Raw genomic sequence first — 229 nt, 5'->3', positions numbered from 1 at the left:
ACAGTTAACGGTGAAGTCGCCCCCGTGACCCAAGCAATCATCGACGACGGAGTTGCCATTGAGATTGCCCCGGGCACTGAGGTTAGCGCTAGCGTCACTGATGCCGCCGGTAACCCCAGTCCTAACGTTACTGACAGAGCGCCCCAAGCAGACACCATAGCGCCAACTGCCCCAGTTATTGGCTTTGAAAGCACCGGTGCTGACGACGTTTATAACAGCGAAGAGGTGG

1 protein-coding gene is annotated in these 229 nt (G+C 56.8%); it reads left to right on the top strand.

The window, feature by feature from the left end; translation table 11 throughout:
- A partial coding sequence (locus EGV92_RS14050; protein ID WP_165525642.1) for a hypothetical protein occupies positions 1 to 229 on the top strand: 229 nt, incomplete at both ends.

Source organism: Psychrobacter pygoscelis, assembly GCF_004335015.1.
GTDB classification, from domain to species: domain Bacteria; phylum Pseudomonadota; class Gammaproteobacteria; order Pseudomonadales; family Moraxellaceae; genus Psychrobacter; species Psychrobacter pygoscelis.
This window is presented reverse-complemented; position numbering and strand designations above follow the sequence as displayed.